We start from the raw sequence: 16,273 nt of genomic DNA, 5'->3' as shown, positions 1-16,273 counted from the left end.
TGCGATAGCGCTTTAGCTTTGTGCACGAGTTCCATTGCTCAGAAGCACTCCGGCCGCGTGAGAAGCCACCGTATCCAGGGTTACGATGGCGATCGACGGCGCCTCGGCCGAGAACTTGACTTTAGCTTGAGTTGTGGTGTTCGAGGCTTGATCATTCAGTGCTGTTTTATCCGCTATACCACACTTCTTTTCACGCGCGTCCATCACGCCGACCCAAACAGGATCAATCTTTCTGGACAATGCGCGCGCCCGTTTCGCGATTTCAATCATGTTTCCCGCTGAACTTGTGTTGGGCCGCTGTTGCGTCCAATAGCGGCACCGACACCAATTGCGCCAAATCCGAATAGGTTTTGGCGATCTCGTCTACAGCCTCAATGGCTTTGTCCATATCGATTGCCATGGGCGTCTCCTCCGTCGCGGGAAGCCCAATTCAGCCCACTCGGATTCACCAAGGCATTTTTCCACTGACAGTCGAAAGAAACGCGCATAGCGAGCAAGTCCCCGCTTCTGACACAAATACGATCAGTCAGGCTCTTGATTTTCCAGTGCTTTCACCAAATAGAGTTAAAAATGTCAAAACGAACGGATCAAACAATGGCAATCAAACTCGACAAGATGAGCCGCAAGGAACTGGAAGCATTGCGCGCTGACATAGACGAGGCAATTGTGCAGCGTCACAAGTCCGAGCGGCAAGATGCTTTGGCAGCCGCTCAAAAGGCAGCAGCCGAGTATGGTTTTTCGCTGGACGAGCTAACGAGTAAAAAATCTGGGCGGGGAAGTGCGAAAGTCTCGAGTGCTCAACCGAAATACATGAACCCTGACAACCCTGCGCAGACCTGGACAGGTAAAGGGCGTCAACCAAACTGGTTCAAGGCAGCTGTCGAAGCTGGCACGGATGCCGAAAAGATGAAAATCTGACCGCGCGCCGTTTAAATCCGGGCCACGTTCTTTTTACAGAAAGAGCGTGGCCTTTTTTGTTTCGAGCGCGCACAAATCGGCTCTGTCGTTCCGCCTGCTATTCTCCTTTCTGCTGAAAGCGGATACTGCAACGTTTGTTCTCACACGAAGGAGTTGACCATGACCGTTCATATCGGTGCCGCACCGGACCAGATTGCTGAAACCGTGCTGATGCCAGGCGACCCTTATCGCGCCAAATGGGCAGCAGAAACGTTTCTGGAAAACGCAGAATTGGTCAATGAAGTCCGCGGCATGCTGGGCTTTACCGGGACGTGGAACGGCAACCGTGTTACCATACAGGGGTCGGGCATGGGCATGCCATCCCTGTCAATCTATGCCAACGAGTTGATCACCACATATGGCGCGCAGACATTGATCCGTATTGGGTCATGCGGTGGCATGCAGCCTCATGTGGGAATTCGAGACGTGATCATTGCTATGACGTCCTCGACCATCACTTCGCCCTCAACCGGTTTTTTCAAAGAGATCAACTATGCCCCATGCGCCGACTATGGCCTGCTCTCGGCTGCCGTACGCGCATCTGAAGCCAAGGGCACCAAAACACATGTTGGCGGGATCTATTCCTCCGACGTGTTCTATGCAGAGCGTCCTGACCTCGATGAACAAATGGTGCGACATGGCATTCTAGCCGTCGAAATGGAAGCGGCTGAGCTGTACACTTTGGCTGCACGCCATGGTCGTCGGGCTTTGGCCGTGTTGACCGTGAGCGACCATTTGCAGACCGGTGAAGCTTTGCCATCCGAAGACCGCGAGAAGACGTTTGGCGACATGGTGGAGATTGCGCTGGAAGCTGCGTTTGCCTGAGGCATCACGGGCTTCGTAAAGCATCCAATTCTTAGAGCAAAAGCAAAGCATGCGCCGGTGCACCGCACCGTCATTGTTGGCAGGGGCCTTGCATGCACAATGGCCCCCACCCAATAGCAACAGATGACATTGCCGTCAGCGACCATGGCTGCGATCATACCCATTGGGCGGCGGGCTTTGCCAACTATCAAGAGTGCCTGCCGCAGGCGCAAACACCTCGATCTTGAGCGGGAAACATGGCGCGGTGTCTGATGAGTGTTCAGAACCGCAATCCCCACCCGGACACGCGCTGAGCGCGCCCAACAAGTCAATCTCGGCAAAGAAATCAATGTAATCACCGGGGCGAACCGGAGAGGCCTTCATGAAGTATTGGCCCGTGTCGTGCGTGAAACCAGTACACATGAAGACGTTCATGACGTCATGCACATGCGGCTCAGCCTCGGCCAGAGAAAGGCCAGTGTGATCGGAAAGCGCACGAGTGAGGTTGGAATGACAGCAATAGTGGTATTGGCCGCCTTGCAGAAGGTTACCCGTATAGGGGTCACATCGCGTGCCAATCACGTCATGAACACCGCCACCAAATTCATCGAACCCATACCAATCCAGCGTATCGTGAATGATCGTGGCCATCGGGCGCAGGGTGGGAAAACTGGTCCAGAGACGGTCGCCCGTATCCACATGCGTGCCGTGTAATGCGCGAGTCTTACCGGAATAGAACCGCTCGGACAGATCGTTGAGGTTCCAAAGGTTCAGGTCACCTACCTGCGGACCCTCAACGGAAGAGATGCGAAAAATATGACCCGCCGGGACTTCGAAGGTCGCAGCGTCCCTGGCCGGAGCGAGTGTTTCGCCGATTTTAGTCATGCCAGCGCGGGCACGAGAATAGGTTGCCAAGTCAGGTTTTGGCAAGGTTTCAACCGGATAGCAAATGACAGGTTGAATGGCGCGCCGCGCGGCCGCGTCGTCGGGTATGGGCATGGGTGGAACCTCCTGTTACACCCATGCTAATTGGCTATGTTTTCGAGGGCCAGACCACTTACGCGTCTTCCGGATCCAGCAACCCAGTTCTGACCAGCATGCCGGCCAGAACACCACCGAAAATCGGTGCCAAAATAAATAGCCAAAGCTGCCCCAGTGCCGCACCACCAACAAAAACGGCCGGTCCAAAAGACCGCGCCGGGTTCACCGAAACGCCAGTCACATTGATGCCCACGAGGTGGATTACCACCAGCGTCAAACCAATCGAGAGACCGGCAAGCGCCCCGGCGCCACCGGGCCCGGTCACGCCAAGAATCATAAGTACAAAGAGGAACGTCGCCACAAGCTCGAATATGAATGCGCTCCCCATATTGTATTCCCCCAGGTACCCAGCACCCCAGCCATTCTGGCCAAGCCCGTTTTCTGCAACCGAATAGTCGGCCTTGCCCGAAGCGATGATCAAAAGGACCAGCGCGCCCACCAATCCACCAGCGACTTGCGCCAATATGTAAGGCGTCGCTTCATTCAGTTTCATGCGCCCAGATGCAACCACGCCCAGCGTCACGGCAGGATTGATGTGGCAGCCTGAAACATGGCCAATGCCATAGGCCATCGCGATCAACGCAAGACCAAAGGCAAAGCTGATCCCTGTTAGGCCGATATCGGCACCCGCAATGACCGCAGCGCCGCATCCAAACAGGACGAGTGTAAATGTGCCGATGAATTCGGCAATTGGACGTTTCATGGTGTTCTCCCACATATGCCGACTTGGCTGATTGGGTCATGTGAGACATGGAGCGAGCCGCGGTCACGGAGAAAATCAGGTTCTTTTTCACCCTATTCTGGATAGCCGCACAGGGTTTCGAACCAATTGCGCCAAGAACGTTAGCCGTTGTCTGACGCACAGGCAGGCTCAAACAATGCTGAAAGATCAACGGCTTTCGCGCCTAGATCAAAAGATCACCTGCCAGTCCGAGAAGAAAACCAAGCACAGCACCCAGCGGAGGCGCCCATGTGTTCTTCAATGGGATATTGGGAGCAATGTCCTGAAACATCAGGTAGAGGATGCCACCGGATGCCAGCATCATCACCGCCCCGATTGCCGTGCCGCTCGGGTCGATCAACATGCCCGCAATCGCGGCCAGTGGCCCAAGGGGTACCATCAACGCAAACAACCCAAGCAATGCCAAAGCGCCGCGCTGACTGTTCTGGCGCAATTCGTCCATGGCGTTGAAACCTTCGGGTAGATTCTGCAGCGCCATCAGAAGGGCCACAAGAACCGCTGCGTTCAGATCACCCGTCACCAGAGCGCCGAGCGCCATCGCTTCTGGAAGGTAGTCCATCATCATGGCAAGGAACTGTGCGGCCTTGCTGCCACTCGCGGCGAGCAGCCGGTCAATGTAAGCAAATGCGAGTGCGCCAGCGCCGAACCAGAACAACGCCAAACCGGGCCGCAATCGTTCCGTGCCCTCGGGCACCAGCACAAGCGCCACGGCGGCAAGCAAAGCGCCAGCACCAAAGGCGACGATCCCGTGCTTGAGCTCGCTGGCTGCCACGTTTGACAGAAGCGGTATGCGGCACACGGCAAGTGCAGCACCAATCGGGATCGAAAGCCCGGCCAGCGTCGTCAAAACAATCGCAAGCCAAAGCTCTTCAGACATCGGTATCAGACCGTACGTTCGACCATCATCTTCTTGATGTTTGCAATTGCCTCAGCCGGGTTCAGACCCTTGGGGCACGTCTTGGCGCAGTTCATGATCGTGTGGCAACGATACAGTTTAAATGGATCCTCAAGGTCATCCAAACGTTCACCCGTTGCCTCATCCCGGCTGTCAATGATCCAACGATAAGCATGCAAGAGCGCGGCTGGCCCGAGATAGCGGTCGCCGTTCCACCAGTAGCTTGGGCATGCTGTCGAGCAAGACGCGCACATCACGCACTCATACAAACCATCCAGTTTCTTACGGTCTTCAATGGATTGCTTCCATTCTTTCGCAGGGCGGTTGGTCTTGGTTTCCAGCCACGGCATGATCGACGCGTGCTGGGCGTAAAAATGCGTGAGGTCCGGGATCAGATCCTTGACCACCGGCATGTGCGGCAACGGGTAGATTTTGACGTCGCCCTTCACCTCATCCATGCCATAGATGCAGGCCAGAGTGTTGATCCCGTCGATGTTCATCGCACAGGAGCCACAAATCCCTTCACGGCAAGAGCGGCGGAAGGTCAGGGTTGGATCAATCTCGTTCTTGATCTTGATCAGCGCGTCCAGGATCATCGGGCCGCAGGTGTCCATGTCGACGAAATAGGTGTCGACCTGCGGGTTCTTTCCATCATCGGGGTTCCAGCGGTAGATGCTGAACTTGCGCACGTTGGTCGCCCCTTCGGGCTTGGGCCATGTCTTGCCTGTCGTCATGCGAGAGTTCTTGGGAAGCGTCAGTTGGACCATGTCAGTGTTCCTTTCTGCTGACCGCGAGAACATCGGTCAGGGAGTCGAAAACGGATTGGTTCTCTACCACCGTTTGGGCGATTTCGCGGCGCGAAGGCCGCGAGAGTTTCAAGGCATTGGCGAGGCGCATGAATTCGAGCGCGCCCGGCGTCAGACTTTCGTTGCGGGGGCGGGTGACGGGTGTCAGACCCGCGATCTGTGCATCAGACAAACCGGCATGTTGCAACAGTTGGGTGCCGGGGCGTGTGGTGTCTTTTTCGTCTTCGAGCGCGAACAGTGTGACTGTTCGACCGGGTTTTGTCGTAGCCTCGGACAACTCATCCCAACTGTCCGCGCCCGCCATTTCGGCCCGGAACCGCGTCAAGTCGTGCGGATAGCGGTTGGCCTTGACCACCTGATTGTGAACGCTGGCGGTCCAGCGATCCATGCTGCGGGTGTAAAACACGTATTCGGGCCGCAACGGAGCAAGGTGTGTATCCAGCGCGTCCATCAGTGTTGGAAGCTGTGGGTAGAATTCCATGGTCGGCCCGGTTCCCATCATCGCGCCGCACAGGTTTTCGTGACTCAGCAAGATCGTGTCCGCCCGCATGTCCAAAAGCGCATCCCGCGCGACTTGAATCGCCGAAACAAGCGTCGCGTGATCATCAAGCCCAAGCGCAAACCGCCATGCCGCTTGCGCCATGGGACGGCTGATTGCCCCCTTGCCCGGCACAACCACCTGCAGATCGGGACCAAGCACATCGGCGTTGCGTCGCAAAAAAGCCTGCAGCGCCGTCGTGCCGGTTTTGTGCGGTCCCATATGAAGGATCAAACGCGCCGTCATCGGGTTACCCTGTCAGAAGGGTCAACCCGGCGCGGGTGACACATTGCTGCGTTTCCGAACGTTCAAGGACAGAACGTACCAACGCGACGGTCGTTTCAGACACGCCAATCACCGCGTCTTTTGCAAATTCACCGATTTCACGGGCTGAGGCATTGTCGATGATGCAGTCCGTAAACGGCGTGACCGCCTGTTTCGGGACAGCCGGGAAACGGGTGACCAGTGTTTCGGCCACGGCGGCCTTGGCACTGCGACGGGCCACGTCATCGACGGCTTGCGTGGCTTCAGCGCAGGCCGTGAGTGTCATAATTGCGATGAGAGCAGCGGCACGGATCATGGCAGGGTTACCTCGGCTTTGGCTGTGCGCAGAAGATCGGACAGGCGCTGCGCGTCCTCGGGAAACACTTCGGCCAGCCGCGCGATGAAATGAGGATCGCGGGCGACTGTCCACAAGATCAACTGGTATTCAAGGTCATCTGCCATCTGGGCGGAACGTTGATCTGTTGCAAGGGTGTCCGGAGTGGCTGATTGGCCCTGAAAGGATGACCCACCTCCGTACCGTTGCACCGCGCCCTTGCCCAGATCTCGGCCCGGTAGATCAAGCCGCGACGCCATGTCCGCCCGATAACGGTCATCCGCGGTCCAGCGATCAAAAAGCAGAGGAACAATGTCATCGTCCTGCACCCGATCAAGCATCGCGCCATAGGTGCCAATGGAATTCATCATCACCCGCATCCGCTCCACAGGCCCGTAGCCCGGATTACGTTGAATCTTGCGTAACAGAGACGCGGCCCAATGCAGGAAGCTGCGGTAGATGATCACGCATGTTTCCGGCGCGCGGTAGAGCGGCTTGCGCTCGAGCTGCGGCATGCGGTCTTCGTAGGACACAAGTGCGGTCGGCGCGTCACCTGCAGCTGCAATCTTGGCCTGCCGGTCAGACAAGTCCAGCTCGGTCCCATCGCGATAGGCTGTGACGGCACGTGTTGTTTGCAACGGATCGCGGCCGGGTTTGCAATTGTTCAGAAACAGCCCACCGCCACTGGTGTTCCGCATGATCCAATCGATCAGCGCGTGGTTGCCCGAGCGGCGCATGCCATAGACGCGCAGCACCCGTCCGGGGACGAGTGCCACATTGTCCATACTGCGCATCGCTTGGGTCATACTGACCTTAGTAGACCCGCGCCTTGGGCGCGATTTTCTTGAGGTCGATGCCACCATCGTTGTGGCTGGTCAGCGGTTGCAGGTGCACGCCGCGGTAGCCAAGCGAAGCCGCGTTGCCTTTGAACCAGACAAGACTGTGCTTGCGCCAGTTTTCGTCATCACGATCGGGGTAGTCTTCGTGCGCGTGGGCGCCGCGGCTTTCTTTACGTGCCGCGGCCGCGGTAATGGTAGCCACCGCGTTGGGCATGAGATTGGTCAGCTCCAGTGTCTCCATCAAGTCGGAATTCCAGACAAGTGACGTGTCGGTGACTTGCAGATCGCTCTGCTTTTCGGCCACGGCCTTCATCTTCTCCTCACCCTCGGCCAACGTCTTGTCCGTGCGGAATACGGCGGCGTCCTGCTGCATGGTGCGTTGCATCTCAAGGCGCAGTTCTGCTGTGGGCACGTGGCCTTTGGCATAGCGCAGCCCGTCGAAGCGGCTGAACGCAGCCTCAATCGAGCGTTTATTCGGCGTGGGCACAGGTGCCTCCGCGTCCACCACATCCTTAGCACGGATGGCAGCGGCGCGACCAAACACCACGAGGTCGATCAGCGAGTTGGAACCCAGACGGTTGGCACCGTGCACTGAGGCACAGCCCGCTTCACCCACTGCCATCAGGCCGGGCGAGACGTTGTCGGGGTTGTCCTTGGTTGGTGCGAGAACCTCACCCCAGTAGTTCGTGGGGATGCCGCCCATGTTGTAGTGCACGGTGGGCAGGACCGGGATCGGTTCCTTGGTCAGGTCGACGCCCGCGAAGATGCGCGCGCTTTCCGAGATACCGGGCAGCCGTTCGGCCAGTGTTTCCGGCGGCAGGTGGTTGAGGTGCAGGTGAATGTGATCGCCCTCGGCGCCTACGCCGCGCCCTTCGCGGATTTCCATGGTCATGCAGCGGCTGACCACGTCGCGCGATGCGAGGTCTTTGTATGTCGGCGCGTAGCGTTCCATGAAGCGCTCACCTTCGGAATTGGTGAGGTAGCCGCCCTCACCCCGCGCACCTTCGGTGATCAAGCAGCCCGAGCCGTAGATGCCGGTGGGGTGGAATTGCACGAATTCCATGTCCTGCAGGGGCAAGCCAGCACGGGCTGTCATACCACCACCGTCACCGGTGCAGGTGTGGGCCGATGTGGCCGAGAAGTAGGCGCGGCCGTAACCACCTGTCGCCAGCACAACCATCTTGGCCGCAAACAGGTGCATGGTGCCATCATCCAACTTCCAGCACAGTACGCCCTGACACACGCCATCTTCGGACATGATCAGGTCGATGGCGAAATATTCGATGTAGAATTCCGCGTTGTTCTTGAGGCTTTGACCATAAAGCGTGTGCAGGATCGCGTGGCCGGTCCGGTCAGCGGCGGCACAGGTGCGCTGTACGGGGGGGCCTTCACCAAATTCGGTGGTGTGACCGCCAAACGGGCGCTGGTAAATCTTGCCCTCTTCGGTGCGCGAGAACGGCACGCCGTAGTGTTCCAGTTCGTAAACCGCCTTGGGCGCTTCGCGGGCGAGGTATTCCATCGCGTCCGTGTCACCCAGCCAGTCAGACCCTTTGACCGTGTCATACATGTGCCACTGCCAGTTGTCGGGCCCCATGTTGGACAGGGACGCCGCGATGCCGCCTTGAGCCGCAACGGTATGAGAGCGTGTCGGGAACACTTTTGTCACGCAAGCGGTGCGCAAGCCTTGTTCGGCCATGCCCAGTGTCGCCCGCAGTCCAGCGCCACCGGCACCAACGACCACGACGTCATATTCATGCGTCTCGTAATCATATGCAGCCATTTCGGCCTCCTATCGATTCAAAGCGGCGCTGGCGAAGCGCGCTTGGTTATTTCAAAGCGCGATGCGCGCGATCGCGAACAGGCCTGCCGCGATCATGGTGTAGGCAAATGCCGTGGTTGCGATTAACGTCAACTTACCTGCCGTGCCATGCACGTAATCTTCGATCGCGGCGTGCGCTTCACGCATCAGATGAATCACGATCACGATTAGGGACAGCCCCATCAGAATAGCCGGGATCGGGCGACTGAAGAACGCCAAAACTTCGGCGTGGCTGCCGCCAAGAGCTGAAGCAAACAGGATGACAAGGATCGGCACCAGCGGCAACAGAAGCACGGAACTGACAATCATCTGCCAGTGATGATGGGTTCCTTCACGTCCGGACCCAAGGCCCATGGCGCGTTTACGGTCTGTCAAATAACGCATCTCGACCCCTCTCCTAGACTGCAACGACAACAAAGATGGTCAGCAACGTGGCAAGAATGAACATGCCCTTGCCCATGTCTTCCGACACCGGGACCTGCACAAAATAGCCAAAGTCCCACAACACGTGTCGGAGCCGACCCAGCATATGATAAAAGATGCCCCACATGGCGGCGATCAGGATCAACTGACCCAGAATACTGCGCAACAGCCCATCCACGACCGCAAATGCCGCTTCGGACGACGCCGCAGCCAAAAGCCATGCAACCACAAGCACAGAGGCGATGAGGCACCCAATGCCGGTGATGCGCACCATGATCGAAGACATCGATGTCCATTGTGGTCGATAGATTTGCAGGTGCGGCGAAAGTGGGCGGTTGCCCCGGTTGACGTCTGCCATTGTGCATCCTTTGTGGTCGGTTGCTTCTTGATACCTCTTTTTACGGCCATGTCACGCGCGACGCCTTCACAATTGGCGCGGTTTTTTGGCGCATTTGCAGGATTCTGCGCAAACGTGATCACGGTTGAAATGCGTGTGATCACAAGTTTGGTCACTGTGCAGAATAAGTCACCTGTTTTGTCGTCTCGCGTTGCAGCTTGCGTTTGATCTGCTCGGGGTAGTCCTCGAATCCCCGCGCTGTCACGACGAAGGCACCCGGCCCCGTGATCAGATTTTCAAAGAAATAGGCTGTCAAATCCGTGTCGTCCGTCTCAATCGCGATGGCATTCACGGTGATGTTTTCCCGCATCAGAACTTTGCGCTGCGTCGCAGGCTCCACCCCTTCGTTCGAGACGCCATCACCGGACACGTCGATCACCTTGCGCTGGCAATACGCCACCGGGGCAAAGGCGGCACGCGATACGGCAAGCGCTTCACCAATGGCGGTTGAATAATTCCGCCAGACGCGCGCGTCGCCTTCGATCCGATCAGCGAGGGCCAGCACGTCCTGGTAGGTCTGGATTTCGGTCCATGGCACGGTCTGACGCTGTCGCGACGCACCCGTCCATTGTACAAGGCTGACCTGCGCGCTTTGCGCAATCAGGGCATCCGCCACGATCCCGTCCCGCAACGCATGGGCCACGCCGTCCATCTGGATACGGTATTCATCGGCATCGACTGACCCCGACACATCCACAGCCAGAAGCAGCGCCAGCTCGCACGCACGCGCTGGCGACGCCCATGCCAGACAGATCAAAACCAAGCGCCACATGACAGAAGCCTAGCGCGTCCCGTTATACAGTGCACTTCACAAACGCATCGTCATTCGAGCGCGTCGTAAAGCGTGCGCAGATGGCCTTCGAACTCGGTACACATGATGATTTCGGTGGTCCCAAGGTCATAAAACGCATTGGCCTCGCCGCATTCCTCAACCCGGACAGTCAGCGTAACGGGCAGGTCGAAATCGTCGTTCAGTGCAGCGATTTCAGCCTGCATCAGGTCCGTGGTCAGCAGGGCATGCCCACCGTGGTCGAACTGGATCGTATTGCCCTGACCCGCGATTTCATCAAAGGCCGGGCCCCAGCTGTCGAGCGCCAGCGCAAATTCATCCGGGCAGGTTTCGGCGCGCTCTGGCGGCAACCCGAGGTCAATCGCAAAATCCTCGCGTGCTTCGGGATTGGCACCGTAGAACAGGCATACCGTGTTGTAGAAACGTTGCTCGTCCGGCCCATGCGTGTCCCAATACGCGATATCTGCGGCGGCAGCGGCCTCTCCAAGAAAGCCAAAGGCGGCGTCATAGGCCAGCGCCTGCGCCGCTTCTTCCTCGTAGAATCCATCGATCAACAGGATGGAGGCGACATCCGCCGCGTCCTCCTCCTGTCCAAAGACCGGCAGGGCCAGAATGTCGATCAGTGCGTGTCCCAGTTCATGATAGAAGACACCCAGAAGATTGGCCTCGACAAAGGCCTCACGCTCTTCATCCGCAACGGCCATGCCCGGCACAAACAGGAACGGCAAAACATATCGCAGCATGGTGTCTATCCTTCACGTCCTGCGGGATGGCGGGTGGGGCGTCGTCGTCAGACGCGCGTCACCCAGACATCCCTCCCTACATGGGCATCAAGGCCCAGTAGTCGAGATCAAGCAAGACCTCCGGCAGATACTTGCCGTCCTCGCCCCGCAACTGGAATGGCGCGCCGCCCTTCGTTGCGACCAACCGCAAACGGATTGCACCAACTCCTGGGACCGAGGTTTCGGCCTTGTCCAGCACCTCGGACCAAGCGCGGACCGTATCACCCGCCAGGCAGGGGTTGGCGTGTGCCCCGGCGTTCAGACCCACAACCATCTGCGCATTGGCCAAGCCGTTGAATGACAGTGCCCGCGCCATCGAAATCACATGGCCGCCATAGATCAGCCGTGTCCCGTCGGGGCGTGCAGAGGTATCAAAATGCACCTTGGCCGTGTTCTGCCAAAGGCGGGTCGCCATCATATGTTCGGCTTCTTCGATCGTCACGCCGTCCACATGATCGATCTGTTCGCCAATCTCGTAGTCCCCCCACCGGTGGGGTTCGCCCGCCAGATCGAAGTTGTAGTTTGCAAAGCTCAATCCCTCGGGCACCGCGAGTGTCCCCGCGGGGACAACCTTGTCCAGCTCAGGGATGACAGTCTCAGGCGCGGGCGCATCAAGATCGCCTTTTCGCACCATCACCCAGCGCACATATTCCAGCACCGCTTCATCCCGCTGGTTCCGCCCGGTCGTCCGCACATAGACAACGCCGGACTTGCCGTTCGAGTTCTGCTTGACCCCGATCACCTCGGATTGCGAGGTGAGCGTGCCACCCGGCCAGACCGGTTTGAGCCACCGACCTTCGGCATAGCCCAGATTGGCAACCGCATTCAGTGACACATCCGGAACGGTTTTGCCAAAAACCGTGTGAAAGGCAATCATGTCATCCAGTGGAGAGGCTGCCAGACCGCAGCCTTGCGCAAATGTATCCGAAGAATAGAGAGCATGACGTGCAGGATAAAGCGCGTGATAGAGCGCCCGCTCTCCTGCGCCAACCGTCCGCGGCACAGCATGGGTCAGGACGTCACCGACACTGTAGTCTTCGAAAAACCGGCCTGCATTGGTCTTGGCCATCACTGCTCTCCCAACTTGATATCCGGGGTGTAGTCCCCCGGGACGTCTTTCACGACGGCCTGTCCGCACCGCATGATCCCCGCCGCGTGATCCCATGTCTGGGTTGGTGAGCCATGCAGGTCCCACCCGGCATTCAAGGCCGCAGTAACCTTGTGGCAAAAAGCGGACGTGTCCTCTTCGGACAGAAAGCGGTACAATTTCATGGATTTACCCCGGGAATGGCCAGACACCCAGCCAGTTGTGGACCCAGCCGATCACGCCCAGCAGAACAACCGATCCGACGAGGAACATCGCGTCCTTGGCCAACGTGCCTTCCGGCCCGCGCTGCCAGCCGGGTTCGGCTGCATTGATGATACGTGCTGACGCAACAGCCCAAATCAGTAACCCGCCAAAGAGCAGCATCGACGCGGCATCCCCATTCACCAGCAAATGCGCGATGGCCCAGAGGCTGAACCCGGTCAACATGGGATGGCGCATGCCAGACACCAGCTTGCCGCGCTTGGGTGCCGGGCTGAGCAGGTAGATCGCGATCAGCATAAGCAGGTTGTTAATGTGGACCATGAACTCGGGCGGCAGCCAGACATGGACAAAGGCCACGCCCCGATAGCCTATGACCATCAGCACAATGGACCCGGCCACCGCCAGGGCGACAATGCCCTTGCCGGGATCCCCCATGGACGCCCGCCGTGCGGGTGCAACCCGCTTGAACAGGTGCGCCGCCCACCACAGCGCCACACCCGCAATCAATACAATCCAATACATCGCTTATCCCTTTGCCATCTCCGCGATAGCGTCGGCCTTGGCCAGTATCTCGCGTGCAGTCACGATGTGCAGATTCTCAACGATCCGTCCATCCACAACCGCCACACCCTGACCGGATGCTTCCACCTCTTCAAAAGCAGCGATCTGACGGCGGGCCAGGTCAATTTCGTCCTCGGACGGTGAGAATGCAGCATTGGTGATGTCAACCTGCGCGGGGTGAATCAGCGTCTTGCCGTCAAAACCCATATCTCGGCCCTGTTCGCATTCGGCCTGCAGGCCTTCGTCATCCTTGAAAGCATTGTAAACGCCGTCGACGATGGCACACCCATGCGCCTTGGCGGCCAACAAGCAAAGACCCAACCCGGATTGCAGCGGCAGACGATCCGGCCGGAAGCGTGTTTGCAACTCCTTGGCCAGATCATTGGTACCCATGACCATGCCCTGCAGCAATGGATGTGCCGCGATGGCGGGCGCATTGATCATGCCCAGTGGCGTTTCCATCATCGCCCACAGAGGGATGTCCCCAATGATCTCGGCCAGCGCATCCAGATCGGCGGGCGAGGAGACCTTGGGCAACAAGACTGCGTCGGCGCCCATATCCTTGGCTGCCTGCGCATCATCCCGCCCCCACGCGGTGTCAAAGCCGTTGATCCGTATGATCTTCAGCCGTGCGCCGTAGCCGCCCTGAGCCAGCGCCTTGGCCAATGTGGCCCGCGCGCTTTCCTTTTCCTCCAGCGATACGGCATCTTCGAGATCGAAGATGATCGCATCCACCGGCAATCCGCGCGCCTTGTCCAAAGCCCGAGGTTTCGAACCGGGAATGTACAGAACGGAGCGAAGGGGACGGTCGAGGGCCATGGGATGGATTCCTTGCGAGTCATAAAGTTGCGCGGAAAGGGGCATTTTTTACCAGATAGTTCAAGGTCAATTTTGCTGCATTGCAGAAAATTCTACTCCGTACCCTTGTTTACAGGCCGTTCCATCAAATTGAGAACAACTGCGCACGGTGCGTTAACCACTATTCAAACCTCGATCCGCAGTCTGTTCCTATTCCGATCGCTCTGGGAGGACCGTTTCGGCAGGGCCGCTGAACACTTCACGGAGTGGGCGATGGGATCAGATGTGAACCGGGGCTGCCCGGTCATCGCCGGGGTTCCGGCTGGGCCAGATGACCAGAGGTGACGCCTTCCTTTGTGAAAGGCTGAACGTGATGACACGGATGATGAATGTGATGACAGCGGGCGTTCTGGTGCTTGCGGCAATGGCGAATGCGGCGCAAGCCCAGCAGGCCCGCAATTGCGGACCCCGCGATGTGGTGGTGAGCCGCCTGGCCGAAGGCTACGGCGAAACGCGCCAGTCCATGGGTCTTGGTGCCAATAACTCGGTGATCGAGGTTTTTGCCTCGGATGAAAGTGGGTCTTGGACGATCACGGTGACAACGCCCAATGGAATGACCTGCCTTGTTGCGAGCGGCCAGGCCTATGAAACGCTCGCCGAAGCCTTGCCAGCCAAGGGCAGCGACGCGTGAACCGGCGCGGCGGGCGACACATCCGCCTTACAATCATCTGACAATTCTCAGTAAGGCGCACCCCCGTGCGCCTTTGCATTGCCCGGACCAGACACCATACTAGCCCGACCCATCGTAAGGCGGATCATGATCCGCCATTACCTTCAACGCACAGGACCGCGGCGGATGGTCATCCCCCATTTCTCGTCTGCGCCGAAGCCCAGTTTTTCGTAGAAGCCTCGTGCCTCTGCCGTGCGCCCGGTCAGCAACATAATTTTATAGCAGTCCACCGCCCACGCAGCCGCAATCGCCGCCTCCATCACCTGTCGCCCTTGCCCGGTTCCGCGATGCGTTTCGTGCGTGACCACATTTTCTATCAATGCGTAGGGACGGCCACCTTGTGTCATGTTGGGCAAAACGTGGAGCGTTGCCATCGCAACCAGATGATCCGATAAAAAGGCACCCCAAACCGATGTGCCCGGGTGGTCCACCAACGCGGCAAAGGCCGAGCCCAATGCAAGGGGCTGTTCTCCAACAAGATGCCGATACAACTTCATGGCTTGGTCTCTATCGCCGACTGTCAGGGTCCGCGTAGTCATGTCAGGCCATCCCAGATCAGCTTTGTGCCAGTCATCACCAGCAGCACATAGGTCAACAAAAAGAAAGCACGTTCGGGCACAAGGTGATGCGCACGGACACCAAGCCAGGCTCCCAGCAGCGCAAAGGGTGCCAACGCGATGTTTGCGATTGCTGTCTGCGCCGTGAACATGCCCAGAAAGGCGTAAGGCACAAATTTGAAGATATTGATCGCAGTAAAGATCAGGACGGTGTTGGCCTGATACTCTGTCTTGGACGGGCGCAATGACAGCAGGTAAACGGCCGCGGGCGGTCCGCCCGCGTGGCTGACAAAACTGGTGAACCCGGCAACGGTGCCCGTCCCTGCGCCGACCCATGCAGGCAAAGCGCGCGACGCAGTTCTGATCCAGCCGCGGTTGCGCCCGACTTGCCAGATGACAAAGCCGACCGAGATGACGCCGATCAGCACTCGGAACACGTCCGGCTCTGTACGTGAGTACAACAGCGCGCCCAGCGCAACTCCGGGTAGCCCACCCGCAATCATCAAGGCTGACACACGCCAATCCCACTTGCCCCAGTACGGCTTGAGGGTTGCGGCATCGATCAGCATGAGCAAAGGTAAAACAACGCCCAGCGCCATACCCGGTTCGATCACCAGCGCCAGAATCGACGCTGATGCAAAGGACGCGCCAGACCCGAAACCTCCCTTGGAAATGCCCGCAAAGACCACTGCCGGTGCAGCGATTGCAAAAAACCACAGATCAAGGTTCACGCCCGCACGACCCTTTAAAAAACCCGTTATGGCGCACCCTTAGCGTGCCAACGTGATATTCACCAGCAAGTGCACCAAGGCACGCTGCAGTGCGGCACACTTGCGCACCCCCCATTCTCGCGCTAGGCACCGCGCCAGCAAAAACCCCTACTGCGG

General features: G+C 58.4%; 23 protein-coding genes. 3 read left to right on the top strand and 20 right to left on the bottom strand.

Going from position 1 to position 16,273, the window contains the following annotated elements:
* Positions 1–12: 12 nt before the first annotated feature.
* Complete coding sequence (locus IE087_RS18740) at positions 13–270, bottom strand: RebB family R body protein (RefSeq protein ID WP_189370918.1); 258 nt, start codon at positions 268–270, stop codon at positions 13–15.
* A complete protein-coding gene (locus IE087_RS18735; RefSeq protein ID WP_189370917.1) occupies positions 263–400 on the bottom strand; it encodes a hypothetical protein in 138 nt (45 codons plus the stop codon). Before IE087_RS18735 ends, IE087_RS18740 begins: the two co-directional genes overlap by 8 nt.
* A 215-nt stretch (positions 401–615) precedes the next feature.
* On the opposite strand from IE087_RS18735, the gene IE087_RS18730 reads away from it, so the two are divergent.
* Together IE087_RS18730 and deoD are read left to right on the top strand one after the other, a co-directional pair.
* Positions 616–918, top strand: a complete 303-nt coding sequence (locus tag IE087_RS18730; protein WP_229801459.1) for an H-NS histone family protein — start codon at positions 616–618, stop codon at positions 916–918.
* Between the two features lie 159 nt (positions 919–1,077).
* Positions 1,078–1,782, top strand: a complete 705-nt coding sequence (gene deoD, locus IE087_RS18725; protein WP_189370915.1) for a purine-nucleoside phosphorylase — start codon at positions 1,078–1,080, stop codon at positions 1,780–1,782.
* Between the two features lie 135 nt (positions 1,783–1,917).
* On the opposite strand, the gene IE087_RS18720 is transcribed toward deoD, so the two are convergent.
* From IE087_RS18720 to IE087_RS18645, 16 genes are all read right to left on the bottom strand, one after another.
* The gene (locus IE087_RS18720; protein ID WP_189370914.1) at positions 1,918–2,760 is read right to left on the bottom strand and encodes an urea carboxylase-associated family protein; all 843 of its coding nucleotides are present in this window, start codon (positions 2,758–2,760) and stop codon (positions 1,918–1,920) included.
* 58 nt (positions 2,761–2,818) lie between these two features.
* A complete protein-coding gene (locus IE087_RS18715; RefSeq protein ID WP_189370913.1) occupies positions 2,819–3,505 on the bottom strand; it encodes an aquaporin in 687 nt (228 codons plus the stop codon).
* A gap of 202 nt (positions 3,506–3,707) precedes the next feature.
* Entirely contained in the window at positions 3,708–4,421 is a 714-nt protein-coding gene (locus tag IE087_RS18710) for a ZIP family metal transporter (protein ID WP_189370912.1), read from the bottom strand.
* 5 nt (positions 4,422–4,426) lie between these two features.
* Complete coding sequence (locus tag IE087_RS18705; protein WP_189370911.1) at positions 4,427–5,206, bottom strand: succinate dehydrogenase iron-sulfur subunit; 780 nt, start codon at positions 5,204–5,206, stop codon at positions 4,427–4,429.
* A 1-nt stretch (position 5,207) separates the two neighbouring features.
* Complete coding sequence (locus IE087_RS18700) at positions 5,208–6,029, bottom strand: hypothetical protein (RefSeq protein WP_189370910.1); 822 nt, start codon at positions 6,027–6,029, stop codon at positions 5,208–5,210.
* A gap of 4 nt (positions 6,030–6,033) precedes the next feature.
* Positions 6,034–6,363 carry a hypothetical protein gene (locus IE087_RS18695; protein WP_189370909.1) on the bottom strand — a complete coding sequence of 110 codons (330 nt, stop codon included), beginning with the start codon at positions 6,361–6,363 and terminating at the stop codon, positions 6,034–6,036.
* Entirely contained in the window at positions 6,360–7,187 is an 828-nt protein-coding gene (locus tag IE087_RS18690; RefSeq protein WP_189370908.1) for a hypothetical protein, read from the bottom strand. Before IE087_RS18690 ends, IE087_RS18695 begins: the two co-directional genes overlap by 4 nt.
* A gap of 7 nt (positions 7,188–7,194) precedes the next feature.
* On the bottom strand, positions 7,195–9,000 hold the full coding sequence (gene sdhA, locus IE087_RS18685; protein ID WP_189370907.1) for a succinate dehydrogenase flavoprotein subunit: 1,806 nt from the start codon (positions 8,998–9,000) through the stop codon (positions 7,195–7,197).
* Positions 9,001–9,051: 51 nt separating this feature from the next.
* Entirely contained in the window at positions 9,052–9,423 is a 372-nt protein-coding gene (gene sdhD / locus IE087_RS18680) for a succinate dehydrogenase, hydrophobic membrane anchor protein (protein ID WP_189370906.1), read from the bottom strand.
* 13 nt (positions 9,424–9,436) lie between these two features.
* Positions 9,437–9,820 (bottom strand): succinate dehydrogenase, cytochrome b556 subunit, encoded by a 384-nt coding sequence (sdhC, locus tag IE087_RS18675; protein ID WP_189370905.1) that lies wholly within the window; start codon positions 9,818–9,820, stop codon positions 9,437–9,439.
* A 151-nt stretch (positions 9,821–9,971) separates the two neighbouring features.
* Positions 9,972–10,631 carry a DUF1194 domain-containing protein gene (locus tag IE087_RS18670; RefSeq protein WP_189370904.1) on the bottom strand — a complete coding sequence of 220 codons (660 nt, stop codon included), beginning with the start codon at positions 10,629–10,631 and terminating at the stop codon, positions 9,972–9,974.
* 50 nt (positions 10,632–10,681) lie between these two features.
* A complete protein-coding gene (locus tag IE087_RS18665) occupies positions 10,682–11,392 on the bottom strand; it encodes a DUF4344 domain-containing metallopeptidase (RefSeq protein ID WP_189370903.1) in 711 nt (236 codons plus the stop codon).
* A gap of 76 nt (positions 11,393–11,468) precedes the next feature.
* Positions 11,469–12,500 (bottom strand): MaoC family dehydratase, encoded by a 1,032-nt coding sequence (locus tag IE087_RS18660; RefSeq protein ID WP_189370902.1) that lies wholly within the window; start codon positions 12,498–12,500, stop codon positions 11,469–11,471.
* Complete coding sequence (locus tag IE087_RS18655; protein ID WP_189370901.1) at positions 12,500–12,703, bottom strand: DUF1737 domain-containing protein; 204 nt, start codon at positions 12,701–12,703, stop codon at positions 12,500–12,502. The genes IE087_RS18660 and IE087_RS18655 overlap by 1 nt, the downstream gene beginning before the upstream one ends.
* A 4-nt stretch (positions 12,704–12,707) precedes the next feature.
* The gene (locus IE087_RS18650) at positions 12,708–13,262 is read right to left on the bottom strand and encodes an NnrU family protein (protein WP_189370900.1); all 555 of its coding nucleotides are present in this window, start codon (positions 13,260–13,262) and stop codon (positions 12,708–12,710) included.
* A 3-nt stretch (positions 13,263–13,265) separates the two neighbouring features.
* Complete coding sequence (locus tag IE087_RS18645; RefSeq protein WP_189370899.1) at positions 13,266–14,120, bottom strand: HpcH/HpaI aldolase/citrate lyase family protein; 855 nt, start codon at positions 14,118–14,120, stop codon at positions 13,266–13,268.
* A 352-nt stretch (positions 14,121–14,472) separates the two neighbouring features.
* Between IE087_RS18645 and IE087_RS18640 the strand changes: the two genes are divergently transcribed.
* Entirely contained in the window at positions 14,473–14,790 is a 318-nt protein-coding gene (locus IE087_RS18640; protein WP_189370898.1) for a hypothetical protein, read from the top strand.
* 143 nt (positions 14,791–14,933) lie between these two features.
* Here the strand turns inward: IE087_RS18640 and IE087_RS18635 are convergent, their stop codons facing one another.
* Positions 14,934–15,368 carry a GNAT family N-acetyltransferase gene (locus tag IE087_RS18635; protein ID WP_189370897.1) on the bottom strand — a complete coding sequence of 145 codons (435 nt, stop codon included), beginning with the start codon at positions 15,366–15,368 and terminating at the stop codon, positions 14,934–14,936.
* On the bottom strand, positions 15,365–16,117 hold the full coding sequence (locus IE087_RS18630) for a sulfite exporter TauE/SafE family protein (RefSeq protein WP_189370896.1): 753 nt from the start codon (positions 16,115–16,117) through the stop codon (positions 15,365–15,367). Before IE087_RS18630 ends, IE087_RS18635 begins: the two co-directional genes overlap by 4 nt.
* Between the last annotated feature and the right edge of the window lie 156 nt (positions 16,118–16,273).

It is taken from the genome of Tateyamaria omphalii (assembly GCF_014651375.1).
Lineage (GTDB): Bacteria > Pseudomonadota > Alphaproteobacteria > Rhodobacterales > Rhodobacteraceae > Tateyamaria > Tateyamaria omphalii.
This window is presented reverse-complemented; position numbering and strand designations above follow the sequence as displayed.